Genomic DNA, 18,280 nt, shown 5'->3' on the forward strand with positions numbered 1-18,280 from the left:
GCCCGGCCGCGCCTGGGTGGCCGTCCCCTGGCGGGCTCGCGTGCCGGCGGCGTCGCTCAGCCCCGGGTGACGGTTCCCTGGGTGTCGGTGTACGTGGCCGAGCACTGCTTGTGGCCGGTGTCGGCCACATTCCAGATGCAGATGTGGACCGAGAGCTTGTAGTAGCCGAAATACAGGAAGCCGCCGGGGGCGGAGTTCTTCTCGGCGTAGTTCTCGGCGGTGAGCCTGACCGTCGAGTCGCCGAGGGTGTCGCTGGTCGTGATGACATCGGCGGCACAGGAGGCGGCACCGGCGGAAAGCGTTCCGTAGAGGATGTCGGAGAAGTCCAGCCAGCCGGCGCAGCCGGCGACGCTGACCGACGACCCGGCCTGATAGCTCGGGTCGGACCCGGGACCCGCGGGGCCGGCCTGGCCCGAGCTGGCGGTCGGTCGGATGGTGGGCGGCGCGGTCTGGGACGGGACGCTCGCGGGCCCCGCGCCAGCCGATGAGCTGACGGTCTGGGGTGTCACGGCCGACGTGGCGGTGCTCGGCGTGACAGCCGGTGTCGTGGCCGGCCCGGACGGCGGGGTCGCCGGGGCGGAGGTGGCCGTCGCCGTCGGAGGCCGCGCGCTGACCGAGACGTCGGTGGCGTTCTTCGCCGCCGCGTGGCTCCCGCCCGAGCGGATGCCGGCGTCGAGCAGGCCCACCGGCACGGCGACGGCGGCCACCACGAGGGCGCAGACGAAGGCCAGCCGCGCCAGCCTGCGCCGAGACCTGCCCGTCGCGTCCGGCGGCGCGCTCCCGTCGGCGACCTTCCCGGCGGCGACCTTGCCGTCGATGGAGGCGGGCGGCGGGTTTCCGCCGGCTGCCGGCGCGGCGCCAGCGGCGGCCGGGTCCTCATCGGCGGCCGGCCCGGCCGGGGCAACACCCGCACTGGCCACGGCGCCCGGACTGGCGACGGCTACGGCCGGCTCGGCCAGGGCGACAGCTGCGCCGGCTACCGCGACAGCCGGCGCGCGTTCGGCGGGAGCCAGCGCGGCTCCCAGGGCAGCCAGCTCGCCTCCGGCAAGTCCGGCCAGGGGCCGATCAGACTCGGTGGCTGTGGCTGTGGCGTCCGGGTCGGTGTCGGCCGGGTCGGCGGCGGCGCGGACGGCGTCGTCGACGTGCAGCGGGACCCCGGAACGGGCGGCCCAGCCGGCGCCGAAGGCCTGGGCGGCCGCTCCCGCGAGGTCCACCGCGAACGCCCGGGCGTCCTGGTGGCGCTCGGCGGGGTCCTTGGCCAGCGCGCGCCGCACGACGGCGGCCAGCCGCGGGTCCACCCCGGTCAGCGGCGCCGGCGTCACGGTCAGCTGCTGGTACAGCATCGCGTGCACGGGCTGCTTCGGGTCGAACATGGGGCGCCCGGCCAGCAGCCGGTAGAGCACGACGGCCAGGGCGTAGAGGTCGGTGCCGGGGCCGAGCCGCCCGCCCTGGATCTGCTCCGGCGCCATGTAGAGGGGAGTGCCGACCGTCCCGCTGGCGGTGGCCGCGGACCCCTCGAAGACCTTCGCGAGCCCGAAGTCGCTGACCTTCGGGGTTCCGTCCGTGCCGAACAGGATGTTGTCGGGCTTGATGTCCCGGTGCAGGACGCCCTCGCCGTGCGCGTGCTCCAGCGCCGCGGCGACCGCCAGCCCGACGGCGCAGGCCTGCTCGGGGCCGAGCTCGGCCAGCCGGTTGGTCAGCGTGCCCCCGGCCAGCAGCTCCATGACCACCAGGCAGAGGCCCTCGGCCTCGACGTAGTCGTGCACGCGGACCAGGTGCGGATGGTCCAGCCTGGCCAGCAGCCGGGCCTCGGAGATGAAGCCGGACGCGACGCCCGCGGAGCCGTCGGCGTCCATCACCTTGATCGCTACTGAGCGGCCCATCCGGCGGTGTTGGCCGCCCACCACCAGGCCGAACGCGCCGGCCCCGAGCCGGCCGGCGACCCGGTAGCCGGGCAGGGCCTTCTCCAGCCGCTCGCGATCGACGATCACCGAGCGCTCCGGCGGCCTCGCGGCTTGACCCACTGCCCCGTCATGGACACCGGAGTCTAGTCGCGAGGCCACATATCGCCGCAGAACGGCCACGCCGGGTGCAACCAGCGACCGGCCGGGTCAGGGCTCCATCTTCTGCAGGAAGGTCAGCAGGTCGTCCGCGTGCTCCTCCTCCTGCTCCAGAATCCCTTCGAACATCCGACGGGACGTCGGGTCCTTCTCGCCGAGCCACCCGATGATCTCGGTGTAGGAGGCGATCGCGATCCGCTCGGCGACCAGGTCCTCCCTGACCATCTCCAGGAGGCCGGGACTGGCGTCGTACTCGGCGTGCGAACGCATCGTCAACGTGTCGGGGTCGAAGTCCGGCGATCCACCCAGCTGCGTGATGCGGGCGGCGAGCAGGTCGGCGTGCGCCTGCTCCTCGGTCGCGTGCTGCGCGAACTCCGCCGCGACCTGGCCCGAGCCGAGGCCCTGCGCGGTGAAGAAATGCCGCTTGTAGCGCAGGACGCAGACCAGTTCGGTGGCGAGCGCCTCATTGCACACGTCGATGACCCGAGCCAGGTCGGCGCCGTACGCGTCCGTCACCGGACCGCGTTCGATCTGCTCGCGGGCCCGCGCCCGGAGGGTCTTCACATCCGTCAGGAAGTCCGTCATCGCTGCTCCTTCAGCCTGGGTCGTAGTCCCCTCCTGTCCACCGGCGGCGGGGCTCACACCATCGGCCGCTGAAACCTGGGCCACTCGCGGTTCACGTTCCCGGGGACGCGCTTTCACCGGTCAAGCGGGACAACTCTCCCGCCAGGGTTACTGGCGTGACCATGAGGTAACCGATCGTAGCGTCGTCCGGCTATAAAGAGGCGACCTCGCGATCATGGGAAACCGATGGCCCGTGACGGACACGACGGTCGCGAGGGAGGAGACCGGTGATTCGGCTCACCGACCGGGCGCGCGCGGCACTGCGCGACGGCGAGATGATCGTGTTCGACTGGGCCGCGCTCGGCGTCTGCTGCGGGTGTACCGGCCACCCGTGGCTGCGCACGGCCCCCCGCGCGGTCGCGCTGCGGTCGCGCCGCCTGCGCCCGGTGGCGGCGGATCCGGCCGGCAGCGTGCTGGCCCACCCGCGTGCCTACCCGGACCTGGTGGGCCGGGACGTCGTGGTCGACTGCCGGCACCGGTTCGGCTTCCGGCGCTTCAGCAGCGATCTGCCCCAGGGGCTCGACCTCACGGGTCGGCACGCGCGGCCCGTCTCCACCGCTGGCTCGGGCGGCCGGGTATGAGCGCGCCGCGCGAAGCGTTCGGTGCCGACCGCCCGTCCGGCGGCGGCACGGCCCAACGCCTGCGGTCGATCGCCGGCTGGGCCGCCGTGTCGGTGGCCGGCGCGATCGGCTGGGCCGTGCTCGCGCTCTCCCGGCACGAGTCGGTCTCCGCCGCCTGGATGCTGGTCGCGGGCCTCGGCTCGTTCGCGATCGCCTTCCGGTTCTACGCCCGGTTCCTCGCCACCAGGGTGCTGCGGGTGGATGACGGTCGGGCGACGCCGGCCGAGCGCCTCGACAACGGCGTCGACTACCAGCCGACCGACCGGCGGGTCCTGTTCGGGCACCACTTCGCCGCCATCGCCGGCGCCGGGCCGCTCGTCGGCCCCGTCCTCGCGGCGCAGATGGGCTACCTGCCCGGCACGATCTGGATCGTCGCCGGAGTGATCTTCGCGGGCGCGGTGCAGGACATGGTCACGCTGTTCTTCTCGATGCGGCGCGACGGTAAGAGCCTCGGCCAGCTGGCTCGCGACGAGATCGGCCCGGTCGGCGGCGCGGCGGCGCTGGTCGGCGTCTTCGCGATCATGATCATCCTGCTGGCGGTGCTCGCGCTCGTCGTGGTCGGGGCCCTCGCGCATTCCCCGTGGGGGACGTTCTCGATCGCGATGACGATCCCGATCGCGCTCTTCATGGGCGTCTACCTGCGGGTGCTGCGGCCGGGGCGGATCGCCGAGGCCACCGCGCTCGGCGTCGCGGCACTGCTCGCGGCGATCGTCGGTGGCCACTGGGTCCAGGAGTCCAGCCTCGCCGCCGCCTTCACGCTCAGCCCGAAGGCGCTGGTCGGCTGCCTGGTGGCGTACGGATTCGTCGCCTCGGTGCTGCCGGTGTGGGTGCTGCTCGCGCCCCGCGACTATCTGTCCACCTTCATGAAGGTGGGCACCATCGGATTGCTCGCCGTCGGGGTTCTCGTGGAGCTCCCGACGCTGCGCGCGGACGCGATCAGCCCCTTCGCCACCCGTGGCAACGGTCCGGTGTTCGCCGGCAGCCTGTTCCCGTTCCTTTTCATCACCATCGCGTGCGGGGCCCTGTCCGGGTTCCACGCGCTCGTCGCGTCCGGCACCACCCCGAAGCTGATCCAGAAGGAGTCGCAGATCCGGCTGGTCGGCTACGGCGCGATGCTGACCGAGTCCTTCGTCGCGTTGATGGCGCTGATCGCGGCGGCGGTGCTCAGCCCCGGTCTGTACTTCGCGATGAACGCGCCCGCCGGGGTCGTCGGCAGCACGGCGTCGTCGGCGTCGACCGCGGTCGCCCACCTGGGATTCAGCGTCACGCCGGACACGCTCGCCGCCGCGGCCCGGTCCGTCGGTGAATCGTCACTGGTCGCCCGCACCGGAGGCGCCCCGACGCTCGCCGTCGGCATGTCCCACATCCTTTCCGGTGCCTTCGGCAGCGGCGCGTTGAGCGCGTTCTGGTATCACTTCGCGATCATGTTCGAGGCGCTGTTCATTCTCACCACCATCGACGCCGGCACCCGCGTCGGCCGGTTCATGCTGCAGGACATGCTCGGAAACGTCTGGAAACCGATCGGGCGGGTGAGCTGGTGGCCGGGGGTCTGGCTGAGCAGCGCCCTGGTGGTCGGCGCCTGGGGCTATTTCCTCTGGGCCGGGGTGACCGACCCGCTCGGCGGCATCAACCAGCTTTTCCCGCTGTTCGGCCTGGCCAACCAGCTGCTCGCGGCCATCGCCCTGACGGTGGCGACCACCCTGTTCGTCAAGAGCGGGCGCGCGCGGTGGGCCTGGGTGACCGGGGTTCCGCTGGCCTGGGACGTCGCGGTCACCTTCACCGCCACCTGGCAGAAGGTGTTCTCCGAGGATCCCAAGCTCGGCTTCTTCGCGCAGCGGGACCGCTACGCCGGCGCGCTCGACGACGGGAAGCTGCTGGCGCCGGCCAAGAGCATCGGTGACATGCACAAGATCGTGCAGAACTCGACGGTGGACGGGGTCCTCGCGCTGACGTTCGGCCTGCTGGTCCTCGTCGTGCTCGCCGACGCGACCCGGGTCTGCCTGCGCGCGGTCCTCGCCCGGACACCGGCGCCGACCACGGAGACGGCCTACGTGGCCTCGCGGCTCGTCGTGCCCACCGGGCTCTTCGCGAGCGAGGCGGTCGCCCGGCCACGCGGGAGCCTGGACGACGCGACCGTTCCGCGGCAGCACGAGTCCGTCCTGCCACCGGTCCACTGACCCGGGCCAGGCGCTGACCCGGGCCTGGGGTCAGAAGGCGTGCCAGCCGTCCTCGCCGACACCGCCGGGGATGGGCGCGTCCGGCTGGTAGGGCGCCCGGGTGAAGACGAAGCTGCCGAGGTCCAGGTGGGTGCCGGCGGCGTCCGGCGCCCGCACCACCCGCAGCGTCTCGCCCGCGTAGTAGCCGTCCAGGCCGGTCCAGGTGCCGTCCACCTCGGCCCGGAACCGGGAGCCGCGGCCGGTCTGGCCGACCGGGGTGAGCTCCAGCCCCCGGTCGGCCAGCAGCCGCAGCAGATGCGGGGACGGGCCCCAGTACCAGGGCCCGGTGAGCGCCAGAAGCTCCGGGTCGGCCGTGGGCAGCGGGCGCCACGGCTCGGGAGGCCGCGGTTCGTGCTCGGCGACGATCTGCACCAGGTCGGCGGCGATGGACCCGACCGCCGGGCCAGAGGTCACGTTCGCCAGCACGACGGCGGCGACGTCCTCGCGTTCGCTCACCCACAGCGCGGCCAGGAATCCCGGCATCGAGCCGGTGTGCCCGAACAGGACCTGCCCGCCGTGGCGCCGCAGCTGCAGGCCGAGCCCGTACGCGGTGGCCCAGTCGTCGGTCTCGTCGGGCCCCGACGCGGGCCGGCGCATCTCGGTGATCGTGGCGCGGCCCAGGACGCCCTCGGCGCCGCCGGCGAGGAACGCCGCCCACCGGGCCAGGTCCGCGGCGGTCGACCAGAGCTGGCCCGCCGGCGCCATCACCCCGGTGTCCGTCAACGGCTCGGGCAGCATCACGTCCGCCCACGGATGCACCGCGAAGCCCCCGGCGTGCGGGGCCTGGGGCGACAGCGAGGTCCGGGTCATCCCGAGCGGGGCGAGCACGTCGTCGCGCAGCGCGTCGGCCCACGACGTCCCACGCAGCCGGCCGACCAGCGCGCCCAGCAGCGCGAACCCCGGGTTCGAGTAGTGGAAGCGGCGACCGGCCGGATGCCGCGTCGGCGGCTCGCCCAGCACGTCGGCCAGCCTCGGCCGCACGGTCCCGGGGGTGCGCTCCCACCAGGGCTCCGGCGTCTCCGCCGCGAGCCCGGAGGTGTGGCCCAGCAGTTGGGCGATCGTCAGCGGCCCGGCGGCGGTGCCGGGCAGGTGGCGCTCCAGCGGGTCGGCCAGGTCCAGCCGGCCCTCGTCCCGCAGGCGCATGACCTGCACGGCGACGAAGCTCTTCGTGATGGAACCGATCCGGTACTGGACGTCGGCGTCCGGGGCGTGGCCGTCGATCATGCTGCGGCCGCCGGACCAGACCAGCTGCCCGCCACGCACCACGGCACCCATCAGCGAGGGCGTGCGGCCGGCCGCCTGGCCGACGGCCAGCCGGTGGCGCAGCGCGCGCCTGGTGGCGACCAGCAGCTCCTCGGAAGGCAACGTCGTCCCCTCTCGCCCAGCCCTCTCACCCAGGGCTGTCCGTCCGACCGTACCGGGCACGTAGCCGGGGCACGCCATGGCGACCGCGTGGCCGAGGGGTAGGCCTCCCGGCGGCGGCCGGGCCGACGGCCCATGATCGCCGTCTTGGCCCTCGGATGGTCGTCGCCGAGCCTGTTTCATAGCCACCAGAGGGCGGAAACGGCGATCAAGATGATGGGCGGGCCGTCTACGGGCACCGGTGCGAGCGCCGGCGGCGCCGTCGGTCGCCCGCGGCGGACGCCCTTGATACGTTCTACATTATCCAATATGTCAGCCACGGCGTGCGGACAGAAGCCGACAGAAGGGGACCAGGATGGAATCCCGTAGGGACACCTTTCGTGGCGACGCGGAGCCGATCAAGATCGGCTGGCTTGGTTCGGCGCTCGACGGTCCCGGCGGCGGCTACGACAGGATCCACCGGATGGCCTTCGACGAGGCCATCGAGCAGGGTTTCCTGGACCGGCCGGTCGAGTTCGTCCTGCACGCCGAGAACGGGCTGCCCCGGGGCTCGGCCCGCAACGCCACGGACGGCTTCCGGTATCTCGTCGACCAGGGGTGCATCGGGGTCGCCGGCGCCTACAGCTCGGACAACGCGATCGCCGTGGCGCCGCTCGCGAACGAGCTGCAGGTCCCGTTGATCAGCTGGGCCGGCACCGAGCGGCTGGCGGGGGACTACTGCTTCCGGCTCGGCAACGGCGACTGCGGCGGGGACGCGGCCCTGTGCGCGGCCTGGCTCGCCCGCAACGGCCACAAGCGGGTGGCCGTCCTCAGCGAGGTCTCGCCCAACGGCGACGAGTACTTCCGCTACTTCCGCCAGGAGTGCCGGATCCAGGGCCTGAGCATCGTCGCGCTGGAGACCGTGGGGCAGAGCCCGACCCACCTCGCCGACAACCTCGCGAGCCTGCGGCAGTCCAACCCGGACGCGCTGTGCTACATGGGCTACGGCATGCTCGCGCTGCAGGGGCTGCTGCGCGCGGCGCTCGACGAGCTCGCCTGGGACCCGCCGCGGATCATGGGCACGGCGTTCATGTTCTACCTGATGGGCTTCGAGAAGTTCGAGGGCTGGGTCGGCATCGACCAGTTCGACCCGAGCAACGCGCTGGTCCACGGCTTCCACGACCGGTATGTGGCCCGCTACGGCGAGGCGCCGCCGCTGTGGCCGAACGCGATCCCGGTCCTGGCCTATGACACCGCCCGGGTGCTGGCCGCCGGCCTGTTCCGGGCGCCGACGCTGTCCGGCGTCGGTCTGAAGGAGGGCCTGGAGCGCATCCGCTTCATGCCCAGCACGACGGGCGGGCCGCGTACCCACATCGCGGGCTCGCCCCACGAGCACGGCATGTTCCGCGGCGACTGGCTGCTCTACGGCCGGGTCCGCAACGAGAAGCTGGAGTTCGAAGGCCTCTTCGAGCCGGGGAGCTGACGGGCGGGTCCCGCGCCACGCTCGTCCGCGCGCCGGGGGTCCACCGTTCGGTGGACGGCGCCGCCCACCTCGCGGTGGTTCCGCGCGGGTCCCGGGCGGCGAGATCATGGTGGCATGCCAGCGATTGAGATAGCCGCACTGCGCAAGGCCTACGGCGGGCGGCCCGTCGTGCGTGACCTCGACCTGACCGTCGAGGCCGGCGAGTGCTTCGCGCTGCTCGGCCCCAACGGGGCGGGCAAGACGACCACGGTCGAGATCCTGGAGGGCTTCCGCTCCCGCGACGGTGGCCGGGTCACCGTGCTCGGCCACGACCCCGCGGCGGCCACCAGGTCCTGGCGGGCCCGCACCGGCGTCGTCGCGCAGACCACCGGCGCGGCGCTCGACCTCACCGTCGCCGAGGCGGTCCGGCACTTCGCCGGATACCACGCCGCGCCGCGGCCGACGGACGAGCTGATCGACGCGGTCGGGCTCACCGAGCAGGCGGGCACCCGGATCGAGGCGCTCTCCGGCGGCCAGCGCCGCCGCCTCGACGTCGCGCTCGGCGTCCAGGGCCGCCCGGAGCTGCTGTTCCTCGACGAGCCCACCACCGGCCTGGACCCGCAGGGCCGCCGCCAGGTGTGGGAGCTGGTCGAGGCGCTGCGGGCCCAGGGCACGACGATCCTGCTCACGACGCACTACCTCGACGAGGCGGCCCAGCTCTGCGACCGGGTCGGCGTGATCACGCACGGGCAGCTGATCGAGACCGCGCCGACGGCCGAGTTCGGCGGCCGGCTGCGCGACAGCGCGACCGTGCGCTGGCGCGACGGCGGCCAGGTCCGTGAGGTCAGGACCCCGACGCCGACCGCGGTGGTCCGCGACCTGCTCGCGGCCACGCCGGACGGCGAGATCGAGGACCTCGAGATCCTCCGCCCGACCCTGGAGGAGATCTACCTGGCCCTGCTCGAAAAGGCCGACCGCGCCGCCGCCGGCCCCGTCTCCGACGATCCCGTCTCCGATGACCCCGTGTCCGGCGACCCTGCGCCGGACACGCGTTCCCTCCGCCGTGGGGCCGCCGCCGGCCCGTCCGACCTCGCCCAGCCGCGCGCGCCGCGCGCCGTCCTCCGGAGTGGATCATGAGCAGCGCCCAGACCGCCACCTCCACCCTGGCCGCGGCCGCCGCCCCGACCAGCCTGCCCGCGCCGCCCGGCGCGTGGCGGATCGCCCGGGCGCGGGCCGCGCTGGAGCTGCTGCTCTACGTGCGGGCCCGCGAGGCCCTGGTCTTCTCGTTCCTCTACCCGACCGTGATGCTGCTGATCTTCGGCTCCGTCCTCGGTGACCAGACGGTGCCGGGCGGCGTGACCTACGTCGACTACTTCACCGCCGGGATCGCGGCGACGGGCATCATCCTGAACACCTTCCAGCAGGTGGGGATCCGGATCGCGCACGAGCGCGAAGCCGGCGAGCTGGCCCGCCTCCAGGCACTCGGCACGCCGCCGATCTCCTACCTCGCCGGGAAGGGCATCCAGGTGCTGGTCACGACCTGCGCCCAGCTCGCGGTGCTGGTCGTGGTCGCGCGCCTCGTCTTCGACGTCCCGCTCCCCGCGGACACGGCCCACTGGCTGACGCTGGCGTGGGTGGCCGTCCTCGGCACCCTGGCCGGCACCGTGCTCGGCTTCGCGGTGTCGCTCGTGCCGCGGTCGGGGAAGAACGCCGACACGATCATCGCGCCGATGGCCCTCGTGCTGCAGTTCTTCTCCGGGGTCTTCTTCGTCTTCAGCGACCTGCCGGGCTGGATGCGGATCGTCGCCAGCGTCTTCCCGCTGAAGTGGCTGACCCAGGGGATGCGTTCGGTGTTCCTCCCGGAGGCCGCGGCACGCGCCGAGGTAGCCGGGAGCTGGGAGCACGGCCGCACCGCGCTGGTTCTCGGCGTGTGGGTCGTCGCCGGGCTCTACGTCTGCGCCCGCCGCTTCCGCTGGCGCCGCCCGGCCTGATCCCCGTCGGCCGGGGCTCGATCAGGATGTGACCACGACCGACACTGGTATCGAGGCGACTGGTACCGAGGCCATAGGTACCGAGGCCATTGGTACCGAGGCCATTGGTACCGAGGCCGGCGGCGAGGGGCGGGAGCCAACGTGACGAACCCGGGCGTGGCGGCGGGCCCCGAGGCCGGCCGGCGGGCCGAGCCACCGTCGGCCGAATTGCTGTCGGCCGAGCCGCGGCCGGCCGAGCCCGCCGTGACCGATCCACTGTCGGCCGAGCCGTGGGGTGCCCTGTCGGACCTGTCGGTGGAGGAAGGGATCGCCATCGGCGCGCGCCTCTGGCGCCGTATCGTGCTCGGGCTGCACCTCGCGTTCGTCGTCCTCGTCACGCTGGCCACGGTCACGGTGCTGACGGTGGACGAGCAGGCTGCCTGGGAACGCCCGGCGGGCCTCGCCTCGCTCGGCGCGATCACGGTGGCCTACGCCGTCGTGGCCCGGTTCGGGATGCCGGCCGCCGTGCGCACGCGCCGGCAGACCCGCGTGGTGACCGCGTACCTGGTCGTGCTGGTCCTCGGGATCGGCGTGCTGGCCCGGGTCGCGCCCGACGGGCTGTTCCTGCTGTTCATCGCGTACCCGCAGGTGTGGTCGCTCGAGGAGCGGCGGGCCCCAAGCGTGGTGTGGACGGTGCTGGTGTTCGTCGCCAGCCTGGCGGGGGTGCTGCTGCACCAGGAACAGGTACACCTCGGGCTCGTGGCCGCGATCGGCAACGAGCTGACCGGCGTCGCGTTCAGCCTGCTGATCGGCTTCTGGGTCCACCGGCTGTTCGACCGCAACCGGGACCAGGCGGGCCTGATCGCCGAGCTCGGGCGCACGAAGGCCGAGGTCGCCGCGCTGGAACGGGACCGCGGCGCCCAGGCCGAGCGGGAGCGGCTGGCCCGCGACGTCCACGACACGCTCGCGCAGGGGTACACCAGCATCCTCATGCTGGCCCGGACCGCGCTCGCCCAGCTGGGGACGGACCCGGCGGGCGCCCGCGAGCGCCTCCAGCTGGTCGAGGAGGTCGCCCAGGAGAACCTCGCACAGGCGCGCGCGCTGGTCGCGGCCCAGTCCCGGGTGGAGCTGGACGGCACCAGCCTGCGCGACGCGCTCACCCAGCTCGCCCGCCGCTTCACCCGGGAGACCGGCATCGACGTCGACGTGCGTGTCGCCGGCGAGCCCACCGACCCGCTCCCGGCTGGGCCGGTCCCGGCCGACCCCCTCCCGACCGGGCCGGGCGGGCCGGGGGCCGCGCCGCCCGGCGGGCTCGCCCTGCGGCCGGCGCAGGAGCTGGTGCTGCTGCGGGCCGCCCAGGAGGCGCTTACGAACGCCCGCCGGCACGCGTCCCCGAGCCGGGTGAGCCTCGTCCTGGCCCCCGGCGGCCCGGGGGAGGCGATCCTGCGGGTCGTCGACGACGGGGTCGGCTTCGCCGCCGGCACCGAGCCGGGAACGGGCCTGACCGGCCTGCGCCGCCGGGTCGAGGCGGCGGGCGGGGAGCTGCGGGTCACGTCGGCTCCGGGCACGGGCACCGAGGTCCTCGCCCGCCTGGTGAGCGAGCCGTGACCGCCAGCCGCCCGCGCCGGGGCCAGCCGGTCGCCGCGCCGGCCCCGGCCGAGACAGGAGCCGCGGCGCGGCCCGTGGCAGCGGCAGGCGAGCGGGCAGTGGCCGGTGCGCGGGCGGCGATCCAGGTGCTGGTGGTCGACGACCATCCGGTGGTGCGGTCGGGGCTGGTCGGCATGCTGGCCAGCCAGCCGGACCTGCGCGTCGTCGGGACGGCGGCCGACGGGTACGAGGCCGTCGCCAGAGCCGGCGAGCTACGGCCCGACGTCGTCCTGATGGACCTGCGGATGCCACGCCTCGACGGCGTCGCCGCGATCGAGCGGATCACCGCCGCGGGGCCGGACGTCGCCGTGCTCGTCCTGACCACCTACGACGGTGATGCCGACATCGTGCGGGCGGTCGCCGCCGGGGCCGCCGGCTACCTGCTCAAGGACGCCCCGCTGGAGACGCTGGCCGAGGCGGTCCGCGCGGTGGCGCGCGGCGAGACCGTGCTGGCCCCGCCGGTCGCCGCCCGGCTGGCGTCCCGGCTGCGCGCCCCCGACCCGGTCACGTTGACCCGCCGGGAGACCGAGGTGCTCGCCGCGGTCGCCCGTGGCCGCACCAACGCCGAGATCGGCCGGGAGCTGTTCATCGGCGAGGCCACCGTGAAGACCCACCTGCTGCGCGTCTTCGCCAAGCTCCAGGTCGACGACCGCACCCATGCCGTCACGGCCGCCCTCGAACGCGGCCTGCTGCCGCCGATCACCCCGGCCTGACCGCCGGCGCCGGGCCGGCGGTCAGCACCGCGGGGAGCGCGAGGACGGCTACTGGAGCGCCACCCCGCACCAGTACCCGTCGTGGTCGAGCGCGGCGGGGGGCTGCACGGGAGCGAACGTGTGGCCCGTCGCGTCGACGTTCATGAAGTTCTCGCACAGAATCGGCTGCTTGGGCTTCGTCAGGTCGATCGGCGGGATCATGCCGCTGGAGGTGAAGTTGGTGACCTTGCGCATCTTCTGGATGAAGGCCTGGCGGGTCGGGCAGACGCCGGCGAGCTGGATGCCCTGGATCATCTCGTCCGCGGCCACGTAGCCGGCGAGAGCGAGCTCGTCGGTCGGGTCCGTCAGTTCCGGGGCGTAGGTGGAGATCGCGTTCAGGTACGACTTCATCGCCGGCGAGTCCTGTGCGGCGACGCTCGACAGGATGGACATGCCGGCCATGTCGGCGCCCCGCTGGGCGAGCAGCCCCGGGCTGAATCCGGTGGCGTTCAGCGCCACCTTGATCCTGGCGCCGTTGGCCTTGGCCTGTGAGTAGATGTCGATGAACGGGTCGGACTGGGCGGCGCCGACGAGCGTGTCCGCGCCGGACTTCCGCAGCTGGTCGGCGACACGCGCCGGGTTGGTGACCCCGTTGGTGTAGGTGACGACGTCGACGATCTGAATCCCGCGGCTCTGCAGGCTCGGGACGAACTGCAACGCCAGGTTCTTCGACGCCGCGATGTTCGGGTCGACGACCACGAGCGCCTTCGTCCCGCCCTGTGCCTTGACGAAGTCGCCGAAGACCGAGGTGCCGCCGGTGTTGAACAGGTTGCCGGCGGAGAAGACGTTGGTGTAGTTGCTCCAGTTGGCGCTAGTGGCGGTTCCGGTGACCGGCACGTTCTGCTTCTGGAGCCAGTCGGCCGACTGGTCGAGAACAATCGACGTGGCGACGAGGCCGAAAACCTTCTGGTCGTCAATCATATTGTGCGCGACCTGTGAGAAGGTCTGGGCGTCGGACTGGTCGTCACCCCACACCAGGTCGATCCTGCGACCCTCGACGCCGCCGCGGTCGTTCTGCAGGCCGATGCGGGCCTCGACCCCGCTGCGGGACGCCTTGAACGCGGAGGCGATCTCGGCCGGGCCGCTGTCGGGATAGATCAGCCCAATCTTGACCGAGCTGCCGGTCACGCCCGGCTCGGCCGCGCACGAGTGGGCGCCGTTGGAGGCCGTGTTCGACGACGACTGGCAGGCGGTAATGGCAGCGGGTAACCCTACTATTACCGCCGCGATCGCCACGGTCGTGGCCCGCCCACGCGGGTGGCGAAGGATCATGGGGTTTCTTCTCCCATTCCAGGATCGGTCAGTCCAGGTTCGACCCATATTGCCAACACCCGGTACTTGCTGCGAGACAGGAGGCTAACGTGCCGACCGGGCGGACGTTCCGGGGGGAGCGGGCGGTGCTGGTCCGTGGTGTTCGGCCGCGACCGGCCGTTCACCGCCTATGTGACCGGGCCCACAGTGGTCCTGATCGTGCCGTTCATTTCGTCGCGCTCGCTGCCGAGGCCTGCGCGGCGGAATGGGTAACCCACAATGCCGTCCGCAAAGGGCCCCATTGCGGCGACCGGTTTCGCCGTGGCGGCCCGGCCCGTCGCCGTCGTGGCGCGGGTGGTCAGCCGTGGTCAGGGGTCAGGGTTCAGCGGGCCGGCCAGCCCGTGTAGCCCTCCGCGAGATAGGCCGAACCGGCCCGCGAGGACACGAGGCTGGTCAGCTCGCCCAGCTGGCGCTGCTCGTCGAACTCGCTCGCGCCGTCAGCCCGGTGCAGCATCGTGGTCAGCCAGTAGGAGAAGTGCTGGGCCCTCCAGACCCGTTCCAGCGCCCGCGCGGTGTAGCGCTCCAGCGCGGTGGCGTCGTTGCGGACCAGGGCCTGTTCGATGGTCTCGGCGAGCAGCCGGACGTCGGCGAGGGCCAGGTTCAGGCCCTTCGCGCCGGTGGGGGGCACGGTGTGGGCGGCGTCGCCGGCGAGCAGCAGCCGGCCGTGGCGCATCGGGGCCTGGACGAAGCTGCGGAACGGCAGCACGGTCCGTTCGAGGACCGGGCCCTCCTGGAGGCGGAACCCGTCCTGGCCGGCCAGCCGGCCCTGCAGCTCGGCCCAGATCCGGTCGTCGGACCAGTCGTCCGGGTTCTCGGCCGGGTCGCACTGGAAGTAGAGGCGCTGCACGGTGGCGGTGCGCTGGCTGACCAGGGCGAATCCCCGCGCGGCCCGGGTGTAGATCAGCTCCGGCGCGCTTCGGGGTGCCTGGACGAGGACGCCGAACCAGGCGAAGGGGTACTCGCGGAAGTACTGAGTGGCGGCGGTGACCAGGGCTCGGCAGCCGCTGCGGGAGCCGTCCGCGCCGACGACCAGCCGCGCGGCGATCTCGTGCCTCCGGCCGTCCGCGTCGGTGTACCGGACCCGGGGCGCGGTCAGGACGTCGGTGACCTCGGTGTCGCTGATGCCGTAGCGCAGGTCGCCACCGTCGGCGGTGCGGGCCCGGTGGAGGTCGACGAAGACGTCGGTCTGCGGGTAGAGCCAGCAGGCGCTGCCCGCCAGGGCCTCGAAGTCGATCCGGTGGCTGACCCCGCCGAACCGCAGGGCGATGCCCTCGTGGCGCTGTCCGTCGGTGAGCACCCGGTCGACCCCGGCGTCGACCAGGAGGCGCACGCTGTCGCGCTCCAGGATGCCGGCGCGGTGGGTGGTCTCGATCGTGCCGGCTGACCGGTTGTCGATCACGACGCTGTCGAGCCCGGCGAGGTGGAGCAGCCGGGAGAGCATCAGGCCGGCGGGCCCGCCGCCGACGATGGCGACCTGGGTGCGGGTGGTGCTGGCGACCGGGGTCATGACCGCTCCGTTCGGGTCGCGGGACGTCCTCGGCGCCGCGCGCCTCGGGCCGCCGTCGTCGTTGCCTGGTCGGTCGTCGTTGCCTGGTCGGTTGTCGTTGCCTGGTCGGTCGTCGTTACCTGGTCCGTCGTCGTTACCTGGTCCGTCGTCCTGGTCAGTCCGCCGGACTGGACACCGCCGGACCGGACAGGTGGGTGAGCAGGAGGTCCGCGACCCGCCGGGGCGCCTCGGCGGGGGCCAGGTGCGCGACGCCGTCGAGTACGGCGAGCCGCCCGTCCCGGACGCCGGCGGCGAGCCGCTTCAGGCTGGCCGGCGGCGTCACCGCGTCCCGGGCACCGGCGATCGCCAGCACGGGCGCGGCCACGCCCGCGAGCCGGTCGCGGACGTCGAAGCCGGCGAGCGCGTCGCAGGCCTGCGCGTAGCCCTCCCGGTCGACGTCGGCCAGGCCCCGGACCAGCTCGGCGGCGACGCCGGGCCGACGGTCCGCGAAGCCGGGGGCGAACCACCGCTCGGCCGCGCCACCGGCGAGGGCCGCGCAGCCGGACGCGCGCACGACCGCGGCCCGTTCGCGCCACGCGGGCGGCGTGCCGATCGTGGCCCCGGTGCACAGCAGGGCCGCCCGGCCGACCCGGCCCGGGGCGTCGAGCAGCAGCCGCAGGCCGACCGCACCGCCGAGCGAGACGCCCGCGTAGGCGAACCGGGCCGTGGCGTCGCCCCGGGCCGCGGCGATCCGCTCGACGTGGGCGAGCACCCCCGCGGCGAGCTCCCCGACCGTGAAGGGTGCCTGGACGGGCGTGCCGCCGTGGCCGGGCAGGTCCCAGCCGACGACGTCGAACGTGTCGCCGAGCAGGCCGGCCGCCGCCGACCACAGGGCCCTCGACGTGGTGCCCAGCGACGGCCCGACGACGAGCAGCGGCTGGTCCGGGCGCCCGGCGAGCCGTCCACCGGTGAGCGCGGGCACCGTCACCGGCCGGCCGCCAGGTAGGCGTCCGCGCGGGCGAGGGTGGCGGCGACGACGGTGTCCGCGACTCCGAGGTAGTCGTCCTCGGGCGTCTCGCCGCCGGGAAGGCCGGCGGAGGCGGCGAAGGCGGCCACCGACCCGCGCTCGGCGGTCAGGAGCGGCCAGGCGGCCCGGGCGGTGGCGCGCATGCGGGCGGTGTCGACCTCCAGACCGCGCAGGAGCTCGCTGGTGTGGCTGGCCGCGACGACGGCCCGGCGGGCCAGATCCCGCAGGGTGGGCCATTCGGTGTGCCAGGCGCCGTCGGGCCGCTCGTCCCCGGCCAGCGCGGCCGCGAGGTGCAGCGTCGAGGCCAGCGCCGGCGCGGTGAGGGCGGCCCGGCGGATCAGCACCGACAGCACCGGGTTGCGCTTGTGGGGCATGGTCGACGAGCCGCCGCGCCCGGGGACGGCCGGCTCCGCGAGCTCGCCGATCTCCGGGCGCGACAGCGTGGCCACGTCGGTGGCGATACGGCCCCAGGCGTCGGTCCCGGCCACCAGCGCGTCGCCGAGCGCGGTGAACGTCGTGCGGGTCGTGTGCCAGGGCCGCGCGGGCCGCAGGCCGAGCGCGGCCGTGGCGTCCGCGACGGCGCCGGACACGGCCGCGACGGGGTCGGCGTGACCGCGCCGGCGGGCCAGCTCGACCGCGGCCGACAGCGTCCCGGCCGCGCCGCCGAACTGCGCCGGCAGCGCCACCCGGTCGAGCGCCTCGGCCGCGTCGAGCACTCCCGTCAGCCAGCCGGCGGCCTTGAGCCCGAACGTCGTCGGCACGGCGTGCTGGGTGAGCGTCCGACCGGCGAGCAGCGTGCCGCGGTGGGTGTGAGCGAGCGCGGCGAGCGCGCCGACCTGGTCCCGCTGCTGCGCGCGAATCCGGTCGACGACGTCGCGCAGCAGCAGGACGAGACTGGTGTCGATCACGTCCTGGCTGGTCAGGCCGCGGTGCACCCAGGGCGCACCCGGGCCGACGGCGCGCTCCCGCCACAGCGCCACGAGCGCCGGCACCGGGTTGCCCGCGTCCTCGGCGGCGCGGGCGACGGCGGCCAGCTCCGCCGGCCCGACGAGGCCGGTCAGCTCGGCGCTGGCCGGGGCGACGCCCGCCCGGGCGAGCGCGTCCAGCCAGGCCTGTTCGACCCGGGCCATCGCCGTCAGCCAGGCCGCCCCGGTCACCAGCTCCCCGGCGCGCTCGTCGCCGGGCCAGAACAGGTCACTCATCCGCGCTCACCCTTCCCGGTAACGCAGGAAGACGGTCTCGTCCGGGCCCTGCAGCCGGAGGTCGAACACGAGCCCCCGCTCGTCGGGTGACGCGACCAGGGTCCTGCGCCGTTCGGCCGGCAGCGAGCGCAGCAGCGGGTCGGCGGCCAGCGCGGCGGCGTCGCCCGGCAGGTAGGCCCGAGTGAAGAGCCGGTCGAGCAGGCCCCGCGCGAACACGGTGACGGCGTAGAACGCGGCCCGGCCAGGCTCGGTCGGCCCCGGCACGAGCGTGCGGAACGAATAGTCCCCGTCCGGGCCGGTGGCCGATCGCCCGAAGCCGGTGAACGTCCGCCCGTCGCGGCACAGCGAGCCGGGCACCCGGGGGATCGTCCCGTCGGGGCGCGCCTGCCAGATCTCGACGAGCGCGTCCGGCACCGGGTCGCCCGCGCCGTCGAGCACCCTGCCGCGCAGGATCACCGCGCCTGGGCTGCCGGCCGGCACGAGGTCGCGGTCGCCGCCGTAGCGGAGGCTGTCATGGAAGAACGGCCCGACGGTCTGGCCCGGGGTCGCGATCAGGGTCATG

The 18,280-nt window shown here is 74.1% G+C and carries 15 protein-coding genes; 7 read left to right on the top strand and 8 right to left on the bottom strand.

Annotated elements, in window-relative coordinates:
- Positions 1-56: 56 nt before the first annotated feature.
- Both FRAEUI1C_RS12700 and FRAEUI1C_RS12705 read right to left on the bottom strand, forming a co-directional pair.
- A complete protein-coding gene (locus tag FRAEUI1C_RS12700) occupies positions 57-1,991 on the bottom strand; it encodes a serine/threonine-protein kinase (RefSeq protein ID WP_013423701.1) in 1,935 nt (644 codons plus the stop codon).
- A gap of 120 nt (positions 1,992-2,111) precedes the next feature.
- Complete coding sequence (locus FRAEUI1C_RS12705; RefSeq protein ID WP_013423702.1) at positions 2,112-2,645, bottom strand: ferritin-like domain-containing protein; 534 nt, start codon at positions 2,643-2,645, stop codon at positions 2,112-2,114.
- A 266-nt stretch (positions 2,646-2,911) separates the two neighbouring features.
- Here FRAEUI1C_RS12705 and FRAEUI1C_RS12710 point away from each other — a divergent pair, with 266 nt between their 5' ends.
- Positions 2,912-3,265: a hypothetical protein gene (locus tag FRAEUI1C_RS12710; RefSeq protein ID WP_013423703.1), complete on the top strand. Its 354-nt coding sequence runs from the start codon at positions 2,912-2,914 to the stop codon at positions 3,263-3,265.
- On the top strand, positions 3,262-5,481 hold the full coding sequence (locus FRAEUI1C_RS12715) for a carbon starvation CstA family protein (protein WP_013423704.1): 2,220 nt from the start codon (positions 3,262-3,264) through the stop codon (positions 5,479-5,481). Before FRAEUI1C_RS12710 ends, FRAEUI1C_RS12715 begins: the two co-directional genes overlap by 4 nt.
- Before the next feature lie 30 nt (positions 5,482-5,511).
- On the opposite strand, the gene FRAEUI1C_RS12720 is transcribed toward FRAEUI1C_RS12715, so the two are convergent.
- Positions 5,512-6,885: a serine hydrolase domain-containing protein gene (locus tag FRAEUI1C_RS12720; protein WP_013423705.1), complete on the bottom strand. Its 1,374-nt coding sequence runs from the start codon at positions 6,883-6,885 to the stop codon at positions 5,512-5,514.
- A gap of 352 nt (positions 6,886-7,237) precedes the next feature.
- On the opposite strand from FRAEUI1C_RS12720, the gene FRAEUI1C_RS12725 reads away from it, so the two are divergent.
- The 5 genes from FRAEUI1C_RS12725 (at position 7,238) to FRAEUI1C_RS12745 (ending at position 12,653) form a co-directional block, all read left to right on the top strand.
- Positions 7,238-8,344 (top strand): ABC transporter substrate-binding protein, encoded by a 1,107-nt coding sequence (locus FRAEUI1C_RS12725; RefSeq protein ID WP_013423706.1) that lies wholly within the window; start codon positions 7,238-7,240, stop codon positions 8,342-8,344.
- A 114-nt stretch (positions 8,345-8,458) separates the two neighbouring features.
- Positions 8,459-9,460 carry an ABC transporter ATP-binding protein gene (locus FRAEUI1C_RS12730; protein WP_013423707.1) on the top strand — a complete coding sequence of 334 codons (1,002 nt, stop codon included), beginning with the start codon at positions 8,459-8,461 and terminating at the stop codon, positions 9,458-9,460.
- On the top strand, positions 9,457-10,314 hold the full coding sequence (locus FRAEUI1C_RS12735; RefSeq protein ID WP_013423708.1) for an ABC transporter permease: 858 nt from the start codon (positions 9,457-9,459) through the stop codon (positions 10,312-10,314). Before FRAEUI1C_RS12730 ends, FRAEUI1C_RS12735 begins: the two co-directional genes overlap by 4 nt.
- A 141-nt stretch (positions 10,315-10,455) precedes the next feature.
- Positions 10,456-11,901: a sensor histidine kinase gene (locus tag FRAEUI1C_RS12740; RefSeq protein WP_013423709.1), complete on the top strand. Its 1,446-nt coding sequence runs from the start codon at positions 10,456-10,458 to the stop codon at positions 11,899-11,901.
- Positions 11,902-11,975: 74 nt separating this feature from the next.
- Positions 11,976-12,653, top strand: a complete 678-nt coding sequence (locus FRAEUI1C_RS12745) for a response regulator (RefSeq protein ID WP_269724401.1) — start codon at positions 11,976-11,978, stop codon at positions 12,651-12,653.
- Positions 12,654-12,701: 48 nt separating this feature from the next.
- On the opposite strand, the gene FRAEUI1C_RS12750 is transcribed toward FRAEUI1C_RS12745, so the two are convergent.
- The 5 genes from FRAEUI1C_RS12750 to pcaG form a co-directional block, all read right to left on the bottom strand.
- A complete protein-coding gene (locus FRAEUI1C_RS12750; protein WP_013423711.1) occupies positions 12,702-13,964 on the bottom strand; it encodes an ABC transporter substrate-binding protein in 1,263 nt (420 codons plus the stop codon).
- A 361-nt stretch (positions 13,965-14,325) separates the two neighbouring features.
- Entirely contained in the window at positions 14,326-15,510 is a 1,185-nt protein-coding gene (locus FRAEUI1C_RS12755) for a 4-hydroxybenzoate 3-monooxygenase (RefSeq protein WP_013423712.1), read from the bottom strand.
- Positions 15,511-15,664: 154 nt separating this feature from the next.
- On the bottom strand, positions 15,665-16,477 hold the full coding sequence (locus tag FRAEUI1C_RS12760; protein WP_013423713.1) for an alpha/beta fold hydrolase: 813 nt from the start codon (positions 16,475-16,477) through the stop codon (positions 15,665-15,667).
- Complete coding sequence (locus FRAEUI1C_RS12765; RefSeq protein WP_013423714.1) at positions 16,474-17,718, bottom strand: lyase family protein; 1,245 nt, start codon at positions 17,716-17,718, stop codon at positions 16,474-16,476. The genes FRAEUI1C_RS12760 and FRAEUI1C_RS12765 overlap by 4 nt, the downstream gene beginning before the upstream one ends.
- A gap of 6 nt (positions 17,719-17,724) precedes the next feature.
- Positions 17,725-18,279, bottom strand: a complete 555-nt coding sequence (gene pcaG / locus FRAEUI1C_RS12770; protein WP_041259243.1) for a protocatechuate 3,4-dioxygenase subunit alpha — start codon at positions 18,277-18,279, stop codon at positions 17,725-17,727.
- Position 18,280: the final 1 nt, after the last annotated feature.

The sequence above is a fragment of the Pseudofrankia inefficax genome (assembly GCF_000166135.1).
In the GTDB taxonomy this organism is placed as follows: Bacteria; Actinomycetota; Actinomycetes; order Frankiales; family Frankiaceae; genus Pseudofrankia; species Pseudofrankia inefficax.

Excerpts from the sequence above, each read along its gene's own strand:
- FRAEUI1C_RS12705 (WP_013423702.1), bottom strand. The coding sequence starts at position 2,645 with ATGACGGACTTCCTGACGGATGTGAAGACCCTCCGGGCGCGGGCCCGC.
- FRAEUI1C_RS12715 (WP_013423704.1), top strand. The coding sequence starts at position 3,262 with ATGAGCGCGCCGCGCGAAGCGTTCGGTGCCGACCGCCCGTCCGGCGGC.
- FRAEUI1C_RS12725 (WP_013423706.1), top strand. The coding sequence starts at position 7,238 with ATGGAATCCCGTAGGGACACCTTTCGTGGCGACGCGGAGCCGATCAAG.
- FRAEUI1C_RS12730 (WP_013423707.1), top strand. The coding sequence starts at position 8,459 with ATGCCAGCGATTGAGATAGCCGCACTGCGCAAGGCCTACGGCGGGCGG.
- FRAEUI1C_RS12735 (WP_013423708.1), top strand. The coding sequence starts at position 9,457 with ATGAGCAGCGCCCAGACCGCCACCTCCACCCTGGCCGCGGCCGCCGCC.
- FRAEUI1C_RS12750 (WP_013423711.1), bottom strand. The coding sequence starts at position 13,964 with ATGATCCTTCGCCACCCGCGTGGGCGGGCCACGACCGTGGCGATCGCG.
- FRAEUI1C_RS12755 (WP_013423712.1), bottom strand. The coding sequence starts at position 15,510 with ATGACCCCGGTCGCCAGCACCACCCGCACCCAGGTCGCCATCGTCGGC.
- FRAEUI1C_RS12765 (WP_013423714.1), bottom strand. The coding sequence starts at position 17,718 with ATGAGTGACCTGTTCTGGCCCGGCGACGAGCGCGCCGGGGAGCTGGTG.
- pcaG (WP_041259243.1), bottom strand. The coding sequence starts at position 18,279 with ATGACCCTGATCGCGACCCCGGGCCAGACCGTCGGGCCGTTCTTCCAT.